This is a genomic window from Pseudazoarcus sp. NS36, from assembly GCF_059703705.1.
In genome coordinates, this window is the sequence record NZ_BAAKJA010000003.1 from 1 (window position 1) to 18,963 (window position 18,963).

General features: G+C 63.2%; 18 protein-coding genes. 6 read left to right on the plus strand and 12 right to left on the minus strand.

Annotated features, from left to right (window positions below; genetic code table 11):
* Positions 1-114 precede the first annotated feature (114 nt).
* The gene (locus AC6H0R_RS05225) at positions 115-684 is read left to right on the plus strand and encodes a P-loop ATPase, Sll1717 family (protein WP_497580652.1); all 570 of its coding nucleotides are present in this window, start codon (positions 115-117) and stop codon (positions 682-684) included.
* 12 nt (positions 685-696) lie between these two features.
* On the opposite strand, the gene urtE is transcribed toward AC6H0R_RS05225, so the two are convergent.
* The 5 genes from urtE to urtA all read right to left on the minus strand — a co-directional run bounded on the left by urtE (position 697) and on the right by urtA (position 6,403).
* A complete protein-coding gene (urtE, locus tag AC6H0R_RS05230; RefSeq protein WP_497580286.1) occupies positions 697-1,392 on the minus strand; it encodes an urea ABC transporter ATP-binding subunit UrtE in 696 nt (231 codons plus the stop codon).
* A gap of 6 nt (positions 1,393-1,398) precedes the next feature.
* Positions 1,399-2,253 carry an urea ABC transporter ATP-binding protein UrtD gene (gene urtD / locus AC6H0R_RS05235; RefSeq protein WP_497580287.1) on the minus strand — a complete coding sequence of 285 codons (855 nt, stop codon included), beginning with the start codon at positions 2,251-2,253 and terminating at the stop codon, positions 1,399-1,401.
* Entirely contained in the window at positions 2,250-3,467 is a 1,218-nt protein-coding gene (gene urtC, locus AC6H0R_RS05240) for an urea ABC transporter permease subunit UrtC (RefSeq protein WP_497580288.1), read from the minus strand. The genes urtD and urtC overlap by 4 nt, the downstream gene beginning before the upstream one ends.
* 9 nt (positions 3,468-3,476) lie before the next feature.
* Positions 3,477-5,081, minus strand: a complete 1,605-nt coding sequence (urtB, locus tag AC6H0R_RS05245; RefSeq protein WP_497580289.1) for an urea ABC transporter permease subunit UrtB — start codon at positions 5,079-5,081, stop codon at positions 3,477-3,479.
* A gap of 68 nt (positions 5,082-5,149) precedes the next feature.
* Positions 5,150-6,403 carry an urea ABC transporter substrate-binding protein gene (gene urtA, locus AC6H0R_RS05250; RefSeq protein ID WP_497580290.1) on the minus strand — a complete coding sequence of 418 codons (1,254 nt, stop codon included), beginning with the start codon at positions 6,401-6,403 and terminating at the stop codon, positions 5,150-5,152.
* Positions 6,404-6,669: 266 nt separating this feature from the next.
* Here urtA and AC6H0R_RS05255 point away from each other — a divergent pair, with 266 nt between their 5' ends.
* From AC6H0R_RS05255 to AC6H0R_RS05265, 3 genes are read left to right on the plus strand one after another with little or no spacing between them, the layout of a single operon-like run.
* On the plus strand, positions 6,670-7,362 hold the full coding sequence (locus tag AC6H0R_RS05255) for a CsgG/HfaB family protein (protein ID WP_497580291.1): 693 nt from the start codon (positions 6,670-6,672) through the stop codon (positions 7,360-7,362).
* Positions 7,359-7,754, plus strand: a complete 396-nt coding sequence (locus AC6H0R_RS05260) for a DUF4810 domain-containing protein (protein WP_497580292.1) — start codon at positions 7,359-7,361, stop codon at positions 7,752-7,754. The genes AC6H0R_RS05255 and AC6H0R_RS05260 overlap by 4 nt, the downstream gene beginning before the upstream one ends.
* A 12-nt stretch (positions 7,755-7,766) precedes the next feature.
* Complete coding sequence (locus tag AC6H0R_RS05265; RefSeq protein WP_497580293.1) at positions 7,767-8,444, plus strand: DUF799 domain-containing protein; 678 nt, start codon at positions 7,767-7,769, stop codon at positions 8,442-8,444.
* Between the two features lie 53 nt (positions 8,445-8,497).
* Here AC6H0R_RS05265 and AC6H0R_RS05270 read toward each other — a convergent pair whose 3' ends face one another.
* Genes AC6H0R_RS05270 through AC6H0R_RS05285 form a run of 4 tightly spaced genes read right to left on the minus strand, consistent with a single transcriptional unit; the run spans position 8,498 to position 14,322 of the window.
* On the minus strand, positions 8,498-10,159 hold the full coding sequence (locus tag AC6H0R_RS05270) for a glycosyltransferase (RefSeq protein WP_497580294.1): 1,662 nt from the start codon (positions 10,157-10,159) through the stop codon (positions 8,498-8,500).
* A 53-nt stretch (positions 10,160-10,212) separates the two neighbouring features.
* A complete protein-coding gene (locus tag AC6H0R_RS05275) occupies positions 10,213-12,093 on the minus strand; it encodes an ABC transporter ATP-binding protein (protein WP_497580295.1) in 1,881 nt (626 codons plus the stop codon).
* A 34-nt stretch (positions 12,094-12,127) separates the two neighbouring features.
* Positions 12,128-13,231 (minus strand): glycosyltransferase family 2 protein, encoded by a 1,104-nt coding sequence (locus AC6H0R_RS05280; protein ID WP_497580296.1) that lies wholly within the window; start codon positions 13,229-13,231, stop codon positions 12,128-12,130.
* Positions 13,228-14,322 (minus strand): glycosyltransferase family 2 protein, encoded by a 1,095-nt coding sequence (locus tag AC6H0R_RS05285; RefSeq protein WP_497580297.1) that lies wholly within the window; start codon positions 14,320-14,322, stop codon positions 13,228-13,230. Before AC6H0R_RS05285 ends, AC6H0R_RS05280 begins: the two co-directional genes overlap by 4 nt.
* A 79-nt stretch (positions 14,323-14,401) precedes the next feature.
* Here AC6H0R_RS05285 and AC6H0R_RS05290 point away from each other — a divergent pair, with 79 nt between their 5' ends.
* Entirely contained in the window at positions 14,402-15,364 is a 963-nt protein-coding gene (locus AC6H0R_RS05290) for a UDP-glucuronic acid decarboxylase family protein (RefSeq protein WP_497580298.1), read from the plus strand.
* A 26-nt stretch (positions 15,365-15,390) separates the two neighbouring features.
* Here AC6H0R_RS05290 and AC6H0R_RS05295 read toward each other — a convergent pair whose 3' ends face one another.
* The 3 genes from AC6H0R_RS05295 to AC6H0R_RS05305 are packed head-to-tail and all read right to left on the minus strand — an operon-like array spanning position 15,391 to position 17,687.
* A complete protein-coding gene (locus tag AC6H0R_RS05295) occupies positions 15,391-16,491 on the minus strand; it encodes a glycosyltransferase family 2 protein (protein WP_497580299.1) in 1,101 nt (366 codons plus the stop codon).
* Positions 16,492-16,539: 48 nt separating this feature from the next.
* On the minus strand, positions 16,540-16,968 hold the full coding sequence (locus AC6H0R_RS05300) for a DUF3293 domain-containing protein (protein WP_497580300.1): 429 nt from the start codon (positions 16,966-16,968) through the stop codon (positions 16,540-16,542).
* 5 nt (positions 16,969-16,973) lie between these two features.
* Positions 16,974-17,687: a M15 family metallopeptidase gene (locus AC6H0R_RS05305; RefSeq protein ID WP_497580301.1), complete on the minus strand. Its 714-nt coding sequence runs from the start codon at positions 17,685-17,687 to the stop codon at positions 16,974-16,976.
* Positions 17,688-17,866: 179 nt separating this feature from the next.
* On the opposite strand from AC6H0R_RS05305, the gene glf reads away from it, so the two are divergent.
* The gene (gene glf / locus AC6H0R_RS05310; protein ID WP_497580302.1) at positions 17,867-18,958 is read left to right on the plus strand and encodes a UDP-galactopyranose mutase; all 1,092 of its coding nucleotides are present in this window, start codon (positions 17,867-17,869) and stop codon (positions 18,956-18,958) included.
* Positions 18,959-18,963 lie beyond the last annotated feature (5 nt).

An 18,963-nucleotide genomic window follows, 5' to 3' on the forward strand; every position in this document is an offset into this window, starting at 1 on the left:
GAGTTTGCCGCCAACTGGCGCGCCGGGAAGCAGCAACAAAAGGAAGAAACACTCATCTCAACCCCAGGGCCTACTAAGTAGGCAGCGGTACTAAAACTGGGGGCAGGTCAAGGGCTGCCCGAGGACTCAAAAACACTTGCGTTTGACCAAATTTGGCCCCAATTGTGCATATCCCATTACAAGGGCGAGGAGACATCTTCGTACGTCATTGAGCGCTCATTGATGCGCCCAAGGAATATGATAAAAATGTTTGCCCACGCAAAGGGTTTCGCAGCCAATCTCGCACACCAGAAAATTCAGGAGTCAGACCTTGAGAAAGGGATTCGCGCATATTCACAGGACTTGTTGGTAGAACTAGATCATGAGTTGACAGATGTATTTCCGGAATCCAAGGACTTGCTTTACCACTTCATCGACGCAAAACCACAATTGAATGCCACTGAATTATCTGAATTGATTTCGAGCGCTGGAATTGATCCTAGTGACGTGCAGAACGTAATCGATTTTCTCCTCTATTACGGAATACTTGGCATTCAAACATCGCCGGATCATGTTCATTACATTTTTAACGTCAACTATGATCTGAAGATTCTCCGCATCAGAGCTTCCCGCGCGGGGAGTGAAGCTACGTACGTGATGAACCCAGCATTCCGTCCAGCGCTGGGGATCCACGAAATCAACTGAGTACGCCAGAGCCTACACCGCCAACTCCTCCCTCACCCCATCCGCATCCATATCCTCCCCCGCCCCACGCATCACGATTTCGCCGCGCTCCATGAGCAGGTAGTGGTCCGATAGGTCGCGGGCGAAGTCGTAGTACTGCTCGACCAGCAGGATGGCCATTTCGCCAGATTCAGCGAGGGTGCGGATGGCGTTGCCGATGTCCTTGATGATGGAGGGCTGGATGCCTTCGGTGGGCTCATCCAGGATGAGCAGCTTGGGGCCGAAGGCCAGGGCGCGGCCGATGGCGAGTTGTTGTTGCTGGCCGCCGGAGAGGTCTCCGCCGCGGCGGTGCATCATCTGCTTGAGCACCGGGAACATGTCGAAGATGCGCTCGGGGATCTTGGTGCTGCCGGAGCAGGTGGCGAGGCCCATGAGCAGGTTCTCTTCGACCGTGAGGCGCGGGAAGATTTCGCGGCCTTGCGGGACGTAGCCGATGCCGGATGACACGCGTTTGTAGGACGGGGCCTTGGTGATGTCGGCGCCGTTGAGGGTGATGGCGCCTTCGGCTGAGGGGACGAGGCCCATCAACGTTTTGAGCAGTGTGGTTTTGCCGACGCCGTTGCGGCCCAGCAGGGTGGTGACTTTGCCGACGGGCACTTCAAACGACAGGCCACGCAGGATGTGGCTGCCACCGCCGTAATACTGGTGGAGGTTTTCTACTTTCAGCATGACCAGTTACCGCCCCAAATAGACTTCAATCACACGTTCATCCGCCTGCACCTCGGCCAGTGGGCCCTCGGCCAGCACGGAGCCTTCGTGCAGCACGGTGACCTTGCCGCCGAGCGCTTCGACGAAGCTCATGTCGTGCTCTACCACCACCAGCGAGTGCTCACCGGCGAGGCTGACAAAAAGCTCGGCGGTGCGTTCGGTCTCGTCATCGGTCATGCCGGCGACGGGCTCGTCGAGCAGCAGCAGCTTGGGTTCCTGCATGAGCAACATGCCGATTTCCAGCCACTGCTTTTGCCCGTGCGAGAGCAGGCCGGCCACGCGGTCTGCGGCGTCATCCAGGCGGATGCGCTTGAGGGTGTCCGCGATGCGGTCTCGCTCGGCGTCGGAGAGGCGGGCGAACAACGCGCGGCGCACCCGCTTGTCGGTTTTCATGGCGAGTTCGAGGTTTTCGAACACCGTGAGCTGCTCGAACACCGTGGGCTTCTGGAACTTGCGGCCGATGCCCATGTGGGCGATCTGTGGCTCGGTGAGCTTGGTGAGGTCGATGGTCTGGCCGAAATAGGCCTTGCCGGAGTCGGGCCGGGTCTTGCCGGTGATGACATCCATCATGGTGGTCTTGCCGGCGCCGTTGGGCCCGATGATGCAGCGCAGCTCGCCCACGTCCACCGCCAGCGACAGCTTGTTGAGCGCGCGGAAGCCGTCGAATGAAACGGTGATGTCGTCCAGGTAGAGGATGACGTTGTGCGAGAGGTCCAGCTCGCCCGGCACCACCACGTGCGGCGAGGGGCCGGTGGAGTGGCCACGCGGCTCGGAGCTGGTGCCCGCGTCGTCGCGGCCACGCAGGAAAAAGTCGGCATTCATGCGCCTGCTCCTTTCACGGCCGGGCCGCTGACGGGTTCGGAAGATTCATCGCGGGTTGCCTCGCGGGCGGCGGGCGTAGATGCCGCCGGCGCTTCAGGCTCGCTCTTGCCCTTGCGGATGCGTGCCCAGAAGCTACGCACCAGACCCACGATGCCGTTGGGCATGAACAGCGTTACCGCAATGAACAGGAAGCCGAGCACGAAGGGCCAGTATTCGGGGAAGGACACGGTGAACCAGGTCTTGGCGAAGTTCACCACGCCGGCGCCCACCACTGCGCCGACCAGCGAGCCGCGCCCGCCCACGGCCACCCACACCGCGATCTCGATGGAATTGGCCGGGCTCATTTCACTCGGGTTGATGATGCCGACCTGCGGCACGTACAGCGCGCCGGCCAGGCCGCACAGCACGGCAGATAGCGTCCAGATGAAGAGCTTGTAGTGCAACGGGTTGTAGCCGATGAACATGACGCGGCTTTCGGCATCGCGAATGGCGGCGAGCACGCGGCCGAAGCGTGAGGTGACCAGATAGCGGCCGAGCAGCAGGCAGAAGATCAGCAGCAGCGCCGACAGCGCGAACAGCACCACGCGGGTTTCCGGCGCGGTAATGGAATGGCCGAGGATGCGTTTGAAGTCGGTGAAGCCGTTGTTGCCGCCAAAGCCCGTTTCGTTGCGGAAGAACAGCAGCATGGCGGCGTAGGTGAGCGCCTGCGTGATGATCGAGAAATACACGCCCTTGATGCGCGAGCGGAAGGCAAACCAGCCGAACACGAAGGCCACCACGCCGGGCAGCGCCATGGCGAGGAAGATGGCCCAGACGAAGGAATCCGAACCCGCCCAGTACCAGGGCAGCTCCTTCCACGCGAGGAAGACCATGAAGTCGGGCAGGTCGGCGCCGTAGCTGCCGTCGCGCCCGATCTGGCGCATCAAATACATGCCGAAGGCGTAGCCGCCGAGCGCAAAGAACATGCCGTGGCCCAGGCTGAGAATGCCCGCGTAGCCCCAGATCAGGTCCATGGCCACGGCCACGACCATGTAGCACAGGATCTTGCCGAGCAGGCTGACCCAGTAGGCCGACAGGTGCAGCGCGTGATCGGCCGGCAGCCCGAGGTGCGCAAAGGGCACCCACAGGAAGGCGACCAGCGCGAACACGGCGAGCGCGATGCGGGCCGAGGCCGGCATGTTGCTGAAGAGACGGATGGTGAAAGGCGTGCGCATTGTCTTCTCTCAGTTGTCGGCGAACCGGCCCTTGAGAGCAAAGATGCCCTGAGGACGCTTCTGGATGAACATGATGATGAAAGCCAGCACCAGGATCTTGGCGATGACCGCGCCGGTCCAGCCTTCGAGCAACTTGGAGAAGATGCCCAGGCCGAAGGCCGCCGACACCGCGCCGGCGAGCTGCCCGACACCGCCGAGCACCACGACCATGAAGGAATCGACGATGTAGCCCTGCCCCATGGCCGGGCCGACGTTGGCGATCTGCGACAGCGCGAGGCCACCGAGGCCGGCCACGCCGGCGCCGATGGCAAAGGCCATGGTGTCGACCCGCGCCGTGGGCACGCCAACGCAGCCGGCCATCGGGCGGTTCTGCGTGACGGCGCGCACGAACATGCCGAGCCGCGTCTTCTGCATCATCAGCCAGATCAGCGCGAGCACGAAGAACGAGAAGCCGAGGATGAAGATGCGGTTCCACGGCAGCGACAGGCCGGCGAAGACTTCCACGCTGCCCGACATCCACGACGGGTTGGTGAGCTCGAGGTTTTGCGGGCCGAAGATCACGCGCGCGGCCTGGATCAGCACCAGCGAGATGCCCCAGGTGGCGAGCAGCGATTCGAGCGGGCGGCCGTACAAATAGCGCAGCACGGTGCGTTCCATGACGATGCCGACCGCCGCCGCGACAAAGAAGGCCACCGGCACGGCCGCCAGCACGTAGTAATCGAAGTACTCGGGAAACTGCGAGCGGAACAGGTTCTGCACCAGGAAGGTGGCGTATGCGCCGACCATCAGCAGCTCGCCGTGCGCCATGTTGATGACACCCATGACGCCGAAGGTGATGGCCAAGCCGAGTGCGGCGAGCAGCAGGATGGAGCCCAGCGACAGGCCGGAGAAGGCGGTGGCGACGTTGGCGGCAAAGGCCACGCGGCGCTCGATGGCGGTGATGGAGTCGGCCGCGGCGGCGCGCACGGCTTCGTCGGGCTCGCTCCAGGCGCCAGCGGCATCGCGCTCGACCAGCGGTGCGAGCAGCGTCAGCACGGCGCGCGAGCTTGAACTGCCCAGCGCTTCGGCCGCGGCCAGACGTTCGGCCGGGTCGGCGGAGGCGAGCTGCACGCGCGCCATGGCCTGGATGATGAGATCACGGATGGCCTCGACCTGCTCGTTTTCGACCACGCGGCGGAACAGCGGCAGCAGCGGCTCGGAAGCGTTGTTGATGAGGGTTTCGGCGGCGGCGAGGCGTTCGGCCTGGCTGCCGGATTCAAGGGTGAGACCCGCCTTGGCGGTCGCGACAGCGCGACGCAGGCGGTTATTCAGACGCAGCGGCGAGACGTCGTCCGCGGCGATTTCCAGCGTTTCTCCGGTGGCCAGATCAATCACGGCACCGTCACGCAGCAGCACGGCACGGCCATCCACGGCCGCGAAGTTGCCGGCTTCCATTGCCTCGACCACCTCGGCCCCGGTCGCACCGCCAATGGCGAGCGCCTCGATGGCGGAAATGCGGGTGGTGAAATCGGCCGAACCCAGGCCCTCGAGCACTTCGGGGGGCAGGTTGGCATGGGCCGGCGCGGCAACAAACGCGCAGACCAGGGCAAGGCGGCACAACAGCGTGCGGAACATGATCGGAACCTCGGAAAAACGGGAACGGCGGGGGACGGCCAGCGGCCGCCGCCCCGCCCGATGCAGGCTTACAGGCCCTGCTTGGACTCGTTACCGGCGATGAACGGGCTCCACGGCTGAGCGCGGATCGGCTTGTCCGTCTGCCACACCACGTCGAACTGGCCGTCTTCCGTGACTTCACCGATCAGCACCGGCTTGTGCAGGTGATGGTTGGTCTTGTCCATGGTCAGCGTGAAGCCGGACGGAGCCTTGAAGGTCTGGCCGCCCATGGCCGCGATGACCTTGTCGGTGTCGGTGGTACCGGCCTTCTCGACGGCCTGCTTCCACATGTGGATGCCGACGTAGGTGGCTTCCATCGGGTCGTTGGTGACCACGGTGTCGGCGTTCGGAACGTTGTTGGCCTTGGCCCATGCCTTGTACTTGGCGATGAAGGCCTTGTTCTCGGCATTCTCGACCGACATGAAGTAGTTCCACGCGGCGAGGTGGCCCAGCAGCGGCTTGGTATCGACGCCGCGCAGTTCCTCTTCACCCACCGAGAACGCCACCACCGGCACGTCGGTCGCCTTCAGGCCGGCGTTGCCCAGCTCGCGGTAGAACGGCACGTTGGAGTCGCCGTTGATGGTCGAGATGACCGCCGTCTTGCCACCCGCCGAGAACTTCTTGATGTTGGCGATGATGGTCTGGTAGTCGCTGTGACCGAACGGGGTGTACTCCTCCATGATGTCCTCGTCCTTCACCCCTTTGCTCTTGAGGAAGGCACGCAGAATCTTGTTGGTGGTGCGCGGATAGACGTAGTCGGTGCCCAGCAGCACGAAGCGCTTGGCGCCACCGCCTTCGGCACTCATCAGGTATTCGGTGGCCGGGATGGCCTGCTGGTTGGGCGCGGCGCCGGTGTAGAACACGTTCTTCTCGAGCTCTTCACCCTCGTACTGCACCGGGTAGAACAGCAGGCTGTTGAGTTCCTTGAACACCGGCAGCACCGACTTGCGGCTCACCGAGGTCCAGCAGCCGAACACCACCGAAACCTTGTCCTGCGAGATCAGCTGACGCGCGCGCTCTGCGAACAGCGGCCAGTTGGAAGCCGGGTCGACCACCACCGGCTCCAGCTTCTTGCCGAGCACGCCACCGGCAGCGTTGATTTCCTCGATGGTCATCAGCGCGACGTTCTTCAGCGCGGTCTCGGAAATAGCCATCGTGCCGGACAGCGAATGCAGCACGCCGACCTTGATGGTGTCAGCTGCAGAAGCCGCGATCGGCATGCCGATGGCGGCGATGGAGGCGGAAAGTACAAGTGCTTTAACGAAGGTACGACGGTTTTGCATGACGGTGTCCCCTGAACGTTGGAAATGGAGTTCGCGTGTTGCAGTGCGAGTTCAGAGTAGGTCTGCGGTGATGCAGCGGGAATACGCAACATGGCGTATGCCGGCGAGCGTGGAACGCGCGGCATGCCAGAATGACATAGTGCTATACACCCAAGTCCGCGCTTGATATATTCGCGCGCCGCCATCGTACGGCTGCCGCAATGAGCCACTGCGCGGCCAGCCACTCCACGTCATCCGCACCCGTTTCGGTTCATGAGGTACATCGAATGTCCAACACCGCCGTATCCGGCAAGAAAATCGCAGCCTTCGTTTTGTTGGCGGCATCACTGCAACTTTTCGGTTGTGCCACAGAGAGTCACCGGACCCTGGAGGTGCCCAAGGTCGCTGCGGCCGCAACGCCTTACACCGGCGAGCGCAGCCTGATCTCGGTCGGCAAGTTCGACAACCGTTCCAACTTCATGCGCGGCGTCTTTTCGGATGGGGTCGACCGCCTGGGCAGTCAGGCCAAGACGGTCCTGATGACGCACTTGCATCAGACCGGCCGTTTCAACGTGCTGGACCGCGACAACATGTCCGAGATCCGGCAGGAAGCGGCGCTCTCCGGCGCCTCGCAGCAACTGAAGGGAGCAACCTACGTCATCACTGGTGACGTAACCGAGTTCGGTCGCAAGGAGGTCGGAGACCAGCAGCTCTTCGGCATTCTCGGCCGCGGGAAGTCGCAGGTCGCCTATGCCAAGGTGAGCCTGCAGGTGGTCAACGTCAGCACCTCTGAAGTGGTGTTTTCCTCCCAGGGCGCCGGCGAGTACAGCCTGGACAACCGGGAGGTGCTCGGTTTCGGCGGGACGGCGAGTTATGACTCGACGCTGAACGGCAAGGTGCTCGACCTCGCCATTCGCGAAGCGGTGGATGGCCTTGTGTCGGGCATCCAGTCCGGCGCGTGGACGCCGGGACGCCCATGACAGCCGCAGCGCAGCAGTCCGTGCGTACGCCGTCGATCTCCCTGACCGCGAAAATGCTCGTCATCGTCGGCGCACTCTCCCTCGGGGCATGTGCGACGGCGCCTGAGCAACTGTATTACTGGGGTGACTATCAGCCGCAGGTTTACGGTCATCTGACGGGGGCCAAAGGCCCGGACGAGCAGATTGCAAACCTGGAGGCAGGGCTCGAGAAAGCCCAGGCGAAGGGCAAGCAACCGCCGCCGGGCTACTTTGCCCATCTGGGCATTCTTTACGGCGAGAAGGGCGACGGCGACAAGATGCTGCGCTATTTCGATGCCGAGAAGCAGCACTACCCGGAAAGCACCGCCTTCATCGACTTTCTGATGAAGTCCAAGAACGGAAGTGTCAATTAAATGCGCCCTTCAATGATGATCCGCTCATTTTGCAGGCGGGCCTGCCTGCTCGCCGCCGTGGCTCTGGTTGCTACGGGCTGTGCGACGCAGGCACCGTATGACTACACGGCCTTCAAACAAAGCCGCCCGACCTCCATTCTGGTGTTACCGCCGCTCAATGCCTCGCTGGACGTTCAGGCCACGAGCAGCGTTCTCTCCCAGCTCACGTACCCCCTCGCCGAATCGGGCTACTACGTGTTCCCGGTCACGCTGGTCAATGAAACATTCCGGCAAAATGGCCTGGCCAACGCAGCGGAAATTCACGACGTTGCGCCCGACAAGCTGCGTGAGATCTTCGGGGCCGATGCAGCCCTGTACATCACCGTGCAACAGTACGGAACCACATACGCCGTCATTGCAAGTGAAAGCCGTGTCACGGCCACGGCCCGCCTGGTTGATTTGCGCTCGGCAAGCGTGATCTGGTCTGGTGCCGCCACCGCTTCCAGTGCCGAAGGGCGCAGTTCCAGCGGGGGGTTGATCGGACTGCTGGTGACGGCCCTGGTGAGCCAGATCATCGAAAGCTCGACCAATCAGGCTCATCCGATTGCCGGGGTGATGAGCAGCCGGCTGCTGACCGCCGGGATGCCGAACGGCCTGCTTTACGGCCCGCGGTCACCGAAACATCTCACGGACGGAAATGTCCGGCCGTAGGCTGAAGTGACGGAGGCGCGACGGTCTGTCGGCATCCTCAGTGCTGCAGTGATTCATTGCTGAGGATTTGCGGAGAGGACTGCTGAAGACCTCCCGGACAGCCGGCCGCGATGACATTCAATCGTCGCCAGCGCCGCGTCAAGAATCTCTGGCTGCGTGGCCTGAAGACGTGAACGCAGTCTCTGCTCAAGCACTGCGAGTCGTTCTTCAACATCATCCTTGACGCACAGGTCGAGCAGAATTTCGCCAGGAGTGAGCGAGCCGGAAAGCGTGTCGGGCGTGAGAGCGCACAGGTCTGCATGGGCGGGAATCCAGCCCGAGGCGTTGGCGTCGTGCAGGCGATGCCGGACCAGCACTTCGGGAACGCAGACACGCTGATCAGCCAGCGTGGCCAGCAGGGCGAACCACAGGTCGTAGGAAAACAAGGCCACGGGCGGCGGCCCCCATTGCAGCAGAAAGTCACGGCGCAAGGCCAGCGTGTGGCCCTTGATGCAGGTGCAGGGGCCGAAGCCCAGTTCGTCGAGGTGGCCGAAGAGCGACGCAATCGCAGTACCGCCGCGGCGCGGCAGGATCTCGATGTCGTGCGAGAACAGGGCCTTGTCGCTGTCGGCAGCAAAACGCTCGATGACTTCGATCTTGTCTGCTCGCCACAGATCGTCCTGGTCACAGAACAGGACGAGGTCGCCAACGGTGAGGGACAAGCCGCCGAGAAAATTGGCGGAATAGCCGACGCGGCTGTGCTGTTCGAAGAGGCGCACTTTCAGCGTGCTGCGCCTGGCGAAACGCTGCAGCAGCTTGCGCGTATCGTCGCTGGAGCCGTCGTCCACGATGATCAATTCATCGGGTTGGCGCGTTTGTTGTTCGAGGCTGTCGAGTTGCGCGCCGATGAAGCGGGCTCCGTTGCGGGTTGCCATCACCACGCTGATGCCTATTTTCACCGGATGCAGCAGACGCGGCACCGCCGTCCGGACGGCCAGCTCCTGCAGCGTAACCTCGGGGCGAAAACGCATCGAGGAGAGCTTCGACTTGTCCTCGTGCGGATCCTGTTCGGTACCCGAGTAGCAGTTGCTGAACTCACGCAGGTCGCGCACATCCAGACCTTCGTGCTTGAGCAGCGTCGGCACGAGAATCTCGCAATGCCCACTCCATCCTGCTTGATGCGCAGCGTCGACGCGTGTCAGGGCACGCTGGCTGAAGCGACACGCGGGCAGGAAAGCCTTCCACTCCGGGATCGCCGCCTTGTCGCCGCGAGGATCGCGCAAGGAATCCCACCAGTACCAGTCCGCCCGCTGCGCGCGCGACTCCACATGACTGGCCAGCAAATCCGCCTCGCACAGCGCGAAGTCGGCAAAGAAGTCATGCCAGGGACGGGCGCACTCGACGTCAAACTCGATCAACCAGTACCACTTGTAACCGCACTTTCTGGCCAGATGCAGCACCGGATAGTGCGCGCCACCCGGCGTCAGCGAGCCGGGCTTGAGCAGGGAATAGCCCAGCTCAACCTCAAGACTCAGAGGGTCGAAGAACTCGACCGCATCGGGTATTTCCGCGCGCTCAAGCAGCTCGAGCCAGGCCTTGCGCACCGGGCCATGATCGTTCTGCAGCAACAACCGGCAGTCGCCAAAGGCGCGCGTCTCGCGGTGAAGGCGCAGGAAACGCGCGCCCAGCGAGGGGCTCCAGAGATGCGTAAGAAACAGGATCAGCGTGGCATTCACCGCCTTTTCCTGAGGTGACGGAAATGGCGCACCCATCACGTCTGAATCTGCCGTCACGCCACACTGGAGGTCTGCTCGACCTCAGCACCGTCGTCTTCGGCTTCGTCGACCAGGAAGCCGCCGCTCTGATGCGCCCAAAGGCGTGCGTAGATGCCGCCTTGCGCAAGCAGACTGCGGTGGTCGCCTTCTTCAACGATGCGACCGTGGTCAAGCACGATGAGACGGTCCATGGCGGCGATGGTGGAGAGACGGTGGGCGATGGCGACCACGGTCTTGCCTTCCATCAGGCGGTAGAGGCTGCCCTGGATGGCGGCTTCCACTTCGGAATCGAGCGCGCTGGTGGCTTCGTCCAGCAACAGGATGGGCGCGTCCTTGAGCATCACGCGGGCAATGGCGATGCGCTGACGCTGGCCGCCGGAGAGCTTCACGCCGCGCTCGCCGACGTGGGCGTCGTAGCCGTGCCGGCCCTGCAGGTCGGAAAGCCCGAGGATGAAGTCGTGCGCTTCGGCGCGTTTGGCGGCGGCGATCATCTCTTCGTCGGTGGCATCCGGGCGCCCGTACAGGATGTTGTCGCGCACCGAACGGTGCAGCAGCGAGGTGTCCTGCGTGACCATGCCGATGTGTTCGCGCAGGGAGATCTGCGTGACTTCGGAGATGTTCTGACCGTCGATCAGGATGCGGCCGGATTCGATGTCGTAGAAGCGCAGCAGCAGGTTCACGATGGTCGACTTGCCGGCGCCGGAGCGGCCGACCAGGCCGATCTTCTCGCCCGGGCGGATGCTCAGCGTCATGTCGTCGATGACCGGCTTCACCTCGGGGCCCGCGCCGTAGGAAAAGCGCACCTGCTCGAAGCGGATTTCGCCGCGCGGCACGGCCAGCGGCATTGCATCGGGCTGATCGACCACACGGCGCGGCAACGACAGGGTGTTGATGCCGTCCTGCACGGTGCCGACCTGCTCGAAGAGCTGCGCCATCTCCCACATGATCCAGTGCGACATGCCGTTGAGCCGCAGCGCCATGGCACCAGCCGCGGCCAGCGCGCCCACACCCACCTGACCCTGCGTCCACAGCCACAGCGCAACGCCGGTGGTGCTCATGATGAGCGTCATCGACAGCACGTGATTGACGATCTCGATGCCCGACACCAGCCGCATCTGCGCATGTACGGTGCTCATGAATTCCTTCATCGCGCCGCGTGCGTAGGCGGCCTCACGGCCGGCGTGCGAGAAGAGTTTGACCGTGGCGATGTTGGTGTAGGCATCGGTGATGCGGCCGGTCATCAGCGAGCGCGCATCGGCCTGCGCACGTGAAACCTTGCCGAGCTTGGGCACGAAGACCCACAAGGCGCACAGATACAGCCCCAGCCACACCAGGAAGGGCACGACCATCCACAGATCGAAGCCGCCGACGACGAAGATCATGGTGACGAAGTAGATCGTCACGAAGACCAGGATGTCGGTCAGGATCAGCACCGTGTCGCGCACCGCCAGCGCGGTCTGCATGACCTTGGCGGACACGCGCCCGGCGAATTCGTCCTGATAGAAGCTCATGCTCTGGTCGAGCATCATGCGGTGGAAATTCCAGCGCAGCCGCATCGGGAAGTTGCCCGCCAGCGCCTGATGCTTGACGGTTGTCTGCAGCGCAACCAGCGCGATGCTGGCAACGATGACGCCACCCAGAATGGCCAGCGTGCTGCCCTCTTCAGCCCACAGACTGGCCGGGTCAACCGTGGCCAGCCAGTCCACCACCTTGCCCAGCATGGCGAACAGCACAGCCTCGAAGGCTCCGATCGAGGCCGTCAGCAGGGTCAGCCCGAGCACAAACGGCCGCAAGCCCTCGGTACCAGCCCACAGGAAAGCGAAGAATCCCTTGGGCGCCGGCGCCGGCACCGTTTCGGGATAGGGATCGACACGATTTTCGAAGAAGCGGAACAAAACTTGGACGCCTTGGGGCTAGCCCGTGTGTAGCTCAGGATGGATCGGCAACTGCTGCTGCGGGCAACTCATAACTGCACACCACACGCACACGGAAATGCGACGGCATGCCGTACATGAACGTGGTGGATTCGTGCCGAATACCACCGACAGCCGGCTTGCTATGGAGTTCGCGCAGCACCTTGCTTACAAGTGCCTCCTGCAAGTTCAAGCTTGCTGATTGTGGCGCCTCCTCGGGAGCCGCACCGACAAGCGAACGCAATGCCCGTCGCAGACGGGCCAGCCGTCTGAGCGTCGGCCGCACCCGCTCCAGCCGGAGCAGGCAGCGACACCGCGCGCCATCACGTCGGGCCGCTGGCAACCACGGACCCAGCTGATCCACGTCGAAAACAATCTCGGGGAGCACGCTGCGAGGGCGTCCTGCCGCACTCTCGAACGCTGCGTCCACCAGACCGCGAAGATGCGCTCTCTGTTCCCGCGACAGATCGCCCGATATGCCCGCAATGGTCATCCAGACGTATTTCGCATAGCGATAGAAATTGTGCAGTCGGCGATTGTCGCGCTTGGACTTCAATGTGGAATAGGCGAAACGCTCATCGTCCGTATGCGCTATGGCGTCGACAAAAGTAGCGGGATACTCGCGCTCGGCGACACCGGCCAGCTGCAGGCGATCGTACAGGTCGGCGTCCTCGCCTCCCCACCCGACAAAGAACTCGTCGTAGCAGCCAATCTGCCGCCAGACCTGCGTCTGCACTACCGCCGTCCCCCAGGTCTCGTACCCCCGCTCGCCATTGATCAGGCCCGCACGGTAGAAACCTCCAGCGCCCAGATTCTCACGCATCCACTTCAGCCACCCAGCCTGGATCAGGATGTCGGCATCGATGAAGCACAGCCACTCCGCCATTACCGCCGCGGCCCCCATGTTCCGGGCTCGCGCGGCGCAGAACCCCGGATCGTCGCTCACCCGCACGAGCTTGACCTGCGGCCAATGGGCTTCGACCCAGTCACCGGTGCCCTGCGGGCAGCCGTAATCGACCACCACGATCTCGTCCACACCTTCGGCTACCCAGCGTGGCAGGGTCTGCTGCAGGTGGTGCAAACGGTTCTTGCAGGTCGTAACGAAAGCAATTCGGCTCATGACTGGGGAAGCAACGTGAATTCACAGCGGATGCGGATGCAATAGGGGCTCGGCAACCGCCCGCCCCGGCCTTCCAGCGACAACCTGACCCCGCCCGCGGGCACGGCCTGCGTGCCGTTGACGAATGGACGGATCTTGGCTTTGATTGCTCCCTCGATGGCATCCAGCGCCCCTTCGGGCACACCGCTCAAACGCGCATACACCCGGCGCCACCGACGCTGCATGCGCTCAGCGAGGCTGCGGCGATCACCGTCGCCACGGGACTTCTTCTCACGTTGCACGGCAATCGTGACCTCGCAACGCGCCCGGTCTGCCAGCGGCCCGTCCAGCCAGTCGAATCGTTCCAGTGCATACGCGATGGACGGATACGCCATCTGGTCGTCCCCGCCCCAGCGCGCGACAGATTGTTCAATCACCTCGCGCCAACGTCTGCGCAGATCGTCCGGCAATTCCCCGGTCGCCGCACCCAGCGTCAGCGCGGTCCGCTTTGCATCAAGGTAGAGCACGTTGGTGCAGACCTCGGCGAGGCGCTCCCGGGTGCTCGTGCTGGCGAAACGCTCGGCGTCGTCGTGCGCAATCGGAGTAACAAACCCGGCTGGATAACGGGCTTGCTGCCAGCCGGCACATTTGAGTCGGTAATAGAGATCGGTATCCTCGGCGCCCCAGCCACGGAAATGGGTGTCGTAGCCCGAGACGGCTTCGAAGGCCCGACTAGGCAGGATCACGGTCCCTGTTGCACTGCCATGCAAGCGTTCTGGGCGATAGAAATGGCCTTCTACCAACATCGAGCGCATCCATGCTCTCCATCCTTTCTGGATCAGGATGTCGGCATCAATGAAGCAGATCCAGTCCGCTTCGGCCACCGACGCGCCGAGGTTGCGCGCTCGTGACCGGCAGAAGCCAGGGTCGTCGGTCACGTGCAGGACCCGCACCTGCGGCCAGTTGGCTTCGACCCAGCCACCGGCACCCTGAGGGCAACCATAGTCAACCACCACGATCTCATCCGGCCCCTCGGCCACCCACAGCGGCAGGGTCTGTTGCAGATGATGCAGGCGGTTCTTGCAGGTCGTGACAAAGGCTATGCGGTTCATCTGTCTCCTCCGAAGGGTCTCTTCGGATTGTGTGCAGGGTCTGCGATACTCGCCTACAAGCCCCCTTGCGACAAGGTCCATGCGTAATTCAATACAACAACATATTCTTATTGCCGGCGCGGCCGGCTTCATCGGCTCTCACCTGAGTGAGCGTTTGCTCGCCGAAGGGCACGCGGTGTTCGGGGTGGACGACTTCTCCACCGGCAACCGGAACAACCTGCAACACCTTGTCGAGCAACCGGATTTCGAGCTGGTCGAGCACGATGTAACACGGCCGCTCGACGTTCATACCACCGCCATCTTCAACCTCGCCTGCCCCGCTGCGCCGGTGCACTATCAACGCAACCCGGTACGTACCACCGTCACCAGCGTGCAGGGTGCAATCAACCTGCTCGAACTGGCCCGTCACAACGGCGCGCGCATCCTGCAGGCCTCGACCAGTGAAGTCTATGGCGACCCACTGGTGCACCCTCAACCCGAGAGCTACTGGGGCCATGCCAATCCGATCGGCCCGCGCGCGTGCTACGACGAAGGCAAGCGCTGCGCCGAAACCCTGTTCTTTGACTACCGCCGGCAGTACGGCCTGCCGATCAAGGTCGCACGCATCTTCAACACCTACGGCCCGCGCATGCATCCCGACGACGGCCGCGTGGTGTGCAACTTCATCGTGCAGGCCCTGCGCGGTGAGCCCATCACGCTGTATGGCGACGGCCTGCAGACGCGCTCGTTCTGCTACGTGGACGATCTGGTCGACGGGCTGATACGGCTGATGGACACGCCGGACGATTTCACTGGCCCCGTGAACCTCGGCAATCCGGTGGAAATGAGCATGCTGGAACTGGCCACGCTGGTGCTCGACCTGACCGGCTCGTCCTCGCCGCTGGCATACCGCCCGCTGCCGCAGGACGACCCGCGTCAGCGCCAGCCCGACATCACGCTGGCCCGAAACGCACTCGGCTGGGAGCCGAAGGTCGAGCTGCGCGAGGGCTTGCGGCGCACGGTCGAGTACTTCGATGCGCTGCTGAGCACTTCACAGGTCTAGGGGCGAAGCTTCCAGCGACCCCGACATCACGCGGGCAGCAACGAAAACTCGCAGCACATACGCAGCCGCAACGGTTGCGGAAGGCGGGCCCCGTCACCCTCGACACGAAGCTTCAGACCGTGAGGACAAGGCGCCGCCTCATCGCCAAACCGCTTGCCGACGGCGCTCACGATCTCCGATTCGATTGCAGGCACAGCCCGCAACGGCACGCCGCGCCAACGTGCGAATGCCTTACGCACATCACGCTGAACACGGTAGCGCAGGTATTTCAACCACCCGTCACGCCTAAGGGGCTGCACTTCGACCACCAACGTCAGGGTGCACTGCGCACGGCTCCGGCAGTTCGCCGGCAGCCAGTTTCCAAGTTCACGCACCTCAAAGCGGATTTCCGGCGGAACGTGCCCGTCGCCAGCCCAGCCGCCAACCGCTTGCTGAACGGCCTGGCTGATCCGCGTGCGCTCTTCCAGTGACAGCTCGGTCTTGACCGATGCGAGGACCATCACCGCATGTTTGGCGCTGACGTAGAGCAGGTTCGCACTGAGCTGTCGCGGTCGGTCAGAAAACTGTGAATAGGTCAGGCGCTCATCATCACCATGGGTGATTGGCGAAATGAAGTCTCCGGGGTAGTCCGCCTCGGCGAGTCCGGATTTGTGCAAACGCAGGTAAAGGTCTGCGTCTTCCGCCCCCCAACCCCGAAACAGCTCGTCATAGCCACCGATACGCCGGAAGGCCTCGCGCTCGACGACGAAGGTTCCCCACAACTCCGCGTGGCGCACACCGCTCGCAGGCTCCACCCGAAAGAAGAACCCGACCCGCAACGCCCCCCGCATCCAGTGCATCCAGCCCGGCGCCACCACAATGTCTGCATCGAGAAAGCAGATCCAGTCTGCTGTCGCCGCCGCCGCGCCGATATTGCGCGCCCTGGACAGCGAAAAACCCGGGTCATCGTCCACGCGCACCACCTTCACCTCGGGGTAGTGCTCATTCACCCACGCGGCCGTGCCTTGCGGACAACCGTAGTCGACGACGATGATCTCGTCGGGCTGCTCTGCAACGAAGCGCGGCAAGGTCTGCTGCAGATGATGGAGACGACCCTTGCAGGTCGTGACGAAAGCCACCCGGTTCATTCAATACGTCTCCCCAATTGCCACCTGAAACAGCCCACCGGAACCCGCCTAACGCAGCAACACCAGCCGGGGCACCGCATCCTCACCGCACAGCACCACACCGTTCTGCCGGTGGCGCCGCCCCAAAGCTTCGACAATGGCGGGCGGACACCCCAGCGCAAGAAAACCCGGCTCCTCCATCCAGCGCCCGGTGGGGTCCACACCGCGCGCAGGCAGTACCAGCGGCGCAAAGCGCTCGAGCTCCGCCCCCAGGGCATTCGTGCGCGTGGTGTTGTCCGCCGCGCCGAGCAACTGACCGTGCGGATTGCAGGCCGTGATGAAGGCCGCAGAAGGCATGGCCTTGTCCGCCATCAGGCCAGCCAGTTCGGCGCTGTGCTGGCCGATATGCAGCACAAAGGCCGGCTCGGCGGCCACGTGGTATTCGGCGGCCTCATAGGCCGCAATCATCTGCGCCGGCACGGCACTCTTGGTCGTCATGTCGATTACTTCACCGGAAAATCAAAGAAGGTCTGCGGATGCGGCTCGTCACGCAAGGTGTAGTGCCACCACTCTTCGGGCAGGTTGTTGAAGCCGTAGCGGTCCATCAGCGCGGCGAACCAAGCGCGATTGTGGCGCACGTGCGTCGGCATGTCCGGGTTGGCGGTATGCGACTGCGGATCGAACAGGTCGAAGGACGAACCCATATCGACTTCGCCTTCCTCTTCCAGCAGCCCTTTCAGCGCCAAGGCAGCGCGTGCCGGATCAGTCACGACCAGCGTCAGATCCACCGTGCTGCCCCGGCTGTGGCCGGACTTCGCGGCGATATAGCCGCGCTCGAACAGCTCGCTCTTGGGCACGCGCGGATAGTAGGTGGTCATGCGCTTCAGATCCTCCAGATCCCGCCCCCAGCGCACGAAGTCATCCACCGCACGCTGCGGCCGGAAGCAGTCGAAGATCTTCAGCGTCAGACCGTTCTCCGCCGCCTCGCGCTGCACCTTTGCCAGCGCATCGGCGGCCGGCTTGCTGAGGATGCAGGTCGCCCGCTCGTAGCCCGCCACCGGTCGGCCGAGGAAGTTCTCGGAGCCGGTATAGCGGATGTCGTAGCGGGCATCAGGGATCACGGTCGGGACATCAACGAAGCCATCGGGCAGCGACGATGCGACTGCCGGAGCAGCGATCAGGCAGCAGGCGAGCAGGACAAAACGGACAGCGAGCATCAACCCTCCCAAGCAGCAGACAGCCGACCGATTATCCCACCCATGCGGCACGCCCAGGCTGATAGGCTGCACGCTGTCGGGGGCAATGCGCTCCGAGGCCACTCGGCCATCCTTCAGACAAGCTGCTGCGCAGCAATCACTCAGAGCCCGGACCAATCAAACCCAATACACGCGTTCTCGTGATCGGCGCCGGATTCGCCGGCAGCGTGGTTGCCCGCGAACTGGCAGACCATGACGTGAGGGTGCGGATCGTCGATGCACGCGAGCATGTCGGCGGTAATGCCTTTGACGAGGCGGATCGCAACGGCGTGCAGATCCATCGCTACGGCCCGCATATCTTCCACACCAACAGTGAGCGCATTTTTGCGTACCTGTCGCAGTTCACGGAATGGCGGCCCTATGAACACCGTGTCCTGAGCGAAGTCGCGGGGGTTCAGTATCCGTTTCCGATCAACCGGACGACGCTCAACAGACTGTACGGACTCGACCTTGACGAGGCGGGGGTCGCTGCGTTTCTCGAGAAGGTCAGGGAGCCACATGATCCGGTGCGGACCAGTGAGGATCTGGTGCTGAACACCGTCGGTCGGGATCTGTACGAGAAGTTCTTCCTGAACTACACCCGCAAGCAATGGGGGCTGGAGCCCTCAGAAATCAGCGCCGGTGTTGCCGCGCGCATCCCGGTGCGACACAACGACGACGACCGCTACTTCACCGACCGTTTCCAGGCCATGCCACGAGATGGCTATACGGCGATGTTCCGGCGCATGCTCGATCACCCGAACATCTCGATGGAACTCGGCGCGGCGCATGATCCCGGACAGGATCGAACCGGATTCGATCACCTCGTCTACACCGGCCCGATCGACGCCTATTTCGGCCATTGCTTTGGCCGCCTGCCCTATCGCTCATTGCGCTTCGAGCACGAACACCTCGCCGGGACACGGCAATTGCAGGCCGTGGCAACCGTGAATTACCCCAACGAACACGCCTACACGCGCATTACCGAGTTCAAGCACCTTACCGGTCAGCAGCACGCCGGTACGTCGATCGTGCGCGAGTACCCGCAGGACGACGGCGACCCTTATTACCCGATCCCGCACCCGGCCAGCGCCGCATTGTTCAAGCGTTACGCGCAGCTGGCCGAACGTGAGTTCGACACCACCTTCGTCGGCCGGCTTGCGCAATATCGCTACTACAACATGGACCAGGTCGTGGCCGCGGCACTCAAGGCTGCAGCCTCGGTGCTTGAGCGGCTCGGGCGCAGCGACTGAAGCCG